We start from the raw sequence: 2112 nt of genomic DNA on the forward strand, positions 1-2112 counted from the left end.
GATTCTGGACGGTGCCGCATGAAACCCCACCCCACCCACACCCGTTCGGAGCGCGTTGAGGGCCTGGTCCTCGTCGTCATCCTCCTGCTCGTAGCCGGGTTCGCCGGGGCGGCATCGTTCACCCACGTCAAGGAATGGACCCTCGCCAACAGCCCCACCGGCACCGGCCAGTGGTTCGGCTGGGCCAACGCCGTCATCTCCGAACTCGTCCCCGTCGCCGCCCTGCTGACCATCCGCCGCCGACGCCGCACGGGCGGGCCGATCGGCTACCCGATGTTCCTGCTCCTCGCCGCCGTCGTCCTGTCCCTCGCCGCGCAACTCGCCGTGGCCAAGCCCGGCCTGTCCGGCTGGCTCCTGTCCGCCGTCCCCGCCCTGGCCTTCATGGGCCTGTCCAAGCTCATCCTCGGCACCGCACCCACCCCGGCCCCGGCCGACGAACCCGCCACCGCCCCGGCTCCGCCGGTCATCGCCCGCCCGGCCCGCCCGGTCGAGCCATCCGCCCCGCCCGTCGAGCCGATGCCGGCCACGCCTGCGCCGGAACCGGTCGCCCTGGTCCCGGTCGAGCCACCGATCCGCCCCGCCCCCGTCGAGCCGACCCGCCCGGCCCCGGTCGCCCCGGTGCCTCCGGCCGCGTTCACCCGCCGCAACGGCGTCCCGCTGATCGGAGAGGTGACCCGATGACCGACGCACTCCTCACCGGCCTGCTTCTCGTCGCCGGCCTCGCCCTGTTCGCCTGGGATCAGTACCGGCTCTACGCCGCCCGCTACGAACTGGCCGCCCTCCAACGCGCCGCCCTCCGCGACCCGCTGACCGGCCTCGCCAACCGTGCCGGCCTCGCCGACGCCTGGACCCAGCTCGCGCCGCTGCGCCCGTGGGTGGTCGTGGTCGACCTGGACGGCTTCAAGCCGGTCAACGACACTCACGGCCACGCCGCCGGGGACCTGGTCCTCACCGCCGTAGCGGAACGTCTGCGCCGGGTTCACGGTGTGGCCGCCCGCCTCGGCGGGGACGAGTTCGCCGCCCTCATCCTCGACCCCGACCCGGCCGCGGCTGCCCGCCGGCTGGCCGCCGCGATCGCCGCCCCGGTCCGGCTTCCCTCCGGCGTGATGGTGTCGGTGAGCGCGAGCATCGGCCTCGGCTCCACCGGCGGGGACCTGCCCGCCGCCCTCGCGGATGCTGACGCGGCCATGTACCGGGCCAAGACCACCCGGTGTGGCGTCGCCCTGTACGAGCCACACCGCGATGACCACACCCGCCCCGCCGCCGCCCCCCGACCGATCGTGCGGACCCGGAACATGTCCACCCGGCCGGTGGAGGTGACACGGTGAAGATCCGCCTCATGGGCACCGACGCCGAGTGCGCCGCCGCCCTAACCGCCCTGCGCTCATCCCGACTCGTCCGCGTGACCACCGTGGACGGCCCATACCTCAACCGCCGCGACACCCGCATGCGCCTGTACGTCGATGCGGAGGTCACCACCGCCGAGACCGAGGGCGGTACGCGATGACCGCCCCCACCCTGCCCATTCCCACCCCGGCCGAGGACACCACGCCTCGGCCGGGCTCCCGGGCCGCCCGCATGCTCATGCCCCGCTCCGTCGACGTGGTCAAGGATCTGGCGGCCGACTACGGCGTCTGCACCCGCCCCGTCAGCCTCCGCCGCACCGACCTCGACTCCGGCGTCACTGAGGTCATCGACATGCCCTGCGGCGCGACGCAGGAAGCCAAGTGCCCCGCCTGCGCCAAGCGGGCGAGGAAGCTGCGGCAGCAGCAGATCCGCGAGGGCTGGCACCGTACCGACGAACCCGACCCCGGTCCCCTGCCGGCCACCGAGGCGCAACGCGGGCTGATCGTGGCTCGGGCGCATCTCGAGTTCGCCCGCGACGAGGCCGCTCGGGCGTCGCAGTGGGATCAGGTCGCGGACCTGGACGACGCCATCGGAGAACTGGAAGCCCAGATCACCACCGAAGGACTCCGGGGCCGCCCCGCACCCCCGCACGGCAGCGACGACCAGGAGGACAGCGACGGCAAGCGCCGGGTGCGCTCCACCAAGCGCCGGCAGGACGCCCCGGACCTGCCCCGCCTGCCCGTCGACAACCGCACTGTCGGCCGT

At 74.2% G+C, this 2112-nt stretch carries 4 protein-coding genes; all 4 read left to right on the forward strand.

Going from position 1 to position 2112, the window contains the following annotated elements:
* Positions 1-18: 18 nt before the first annotated feature.
* Positions 19-681, forward strand: coding sequence for a DUF2637 domain-containing protein (locus ACNAW0_RS30215; protein WP_416291448.1), 663 nt, complete (start codon positions 19-21; stop codon positions 679-681).
* Positions 678-1328 (forward strand): GGDEF domain-containing protein, encoded by a 651-nt coding sequence (locus ACNAW0_RS30220; protein ID WP_416291449.1) that lies wholly within the window; start codon positions 678-680, stop codon positions 1326-1328. Before ACNAW0_RS30215 ends, ACNAW0_RS30220 begins: the two co-directional genes overlap by 4 nt.
* On the forward strand, positions 1325-1507 hold the full coding sequence (locus ACNAW0_RS30225) for a hypothetical protein (RefSeq protein ID WP_416291450.1): 183 nt from the start codon (positions 1325-1327) through the stop codon (positions 1505-1507). Before ACNAW0_RS30220 ends, ACNAW0_RS30225 begins: the two co-directional genes overlap by 4 nt.
* The coding region (locus ACNAW0_RS30230) for a replication initiator (protein ID WP_416291451.1) at positions 1504-2112 on the forward strand (609 nt) is incomplete at its 3' end. The genes ACNAW0_RS30225 and ACNAW0_RS30230, both read left to right, overlap by 4 nt.

The sequence above is a fragment of the Micromonospora sp. SL1-18 genome (assembly GCF_047921505.1).
GTDB lineage: Bacteria > Actinomycetota > Actinomycetes > Mycobacteriales > Micromonosporaceae > Micromonospora.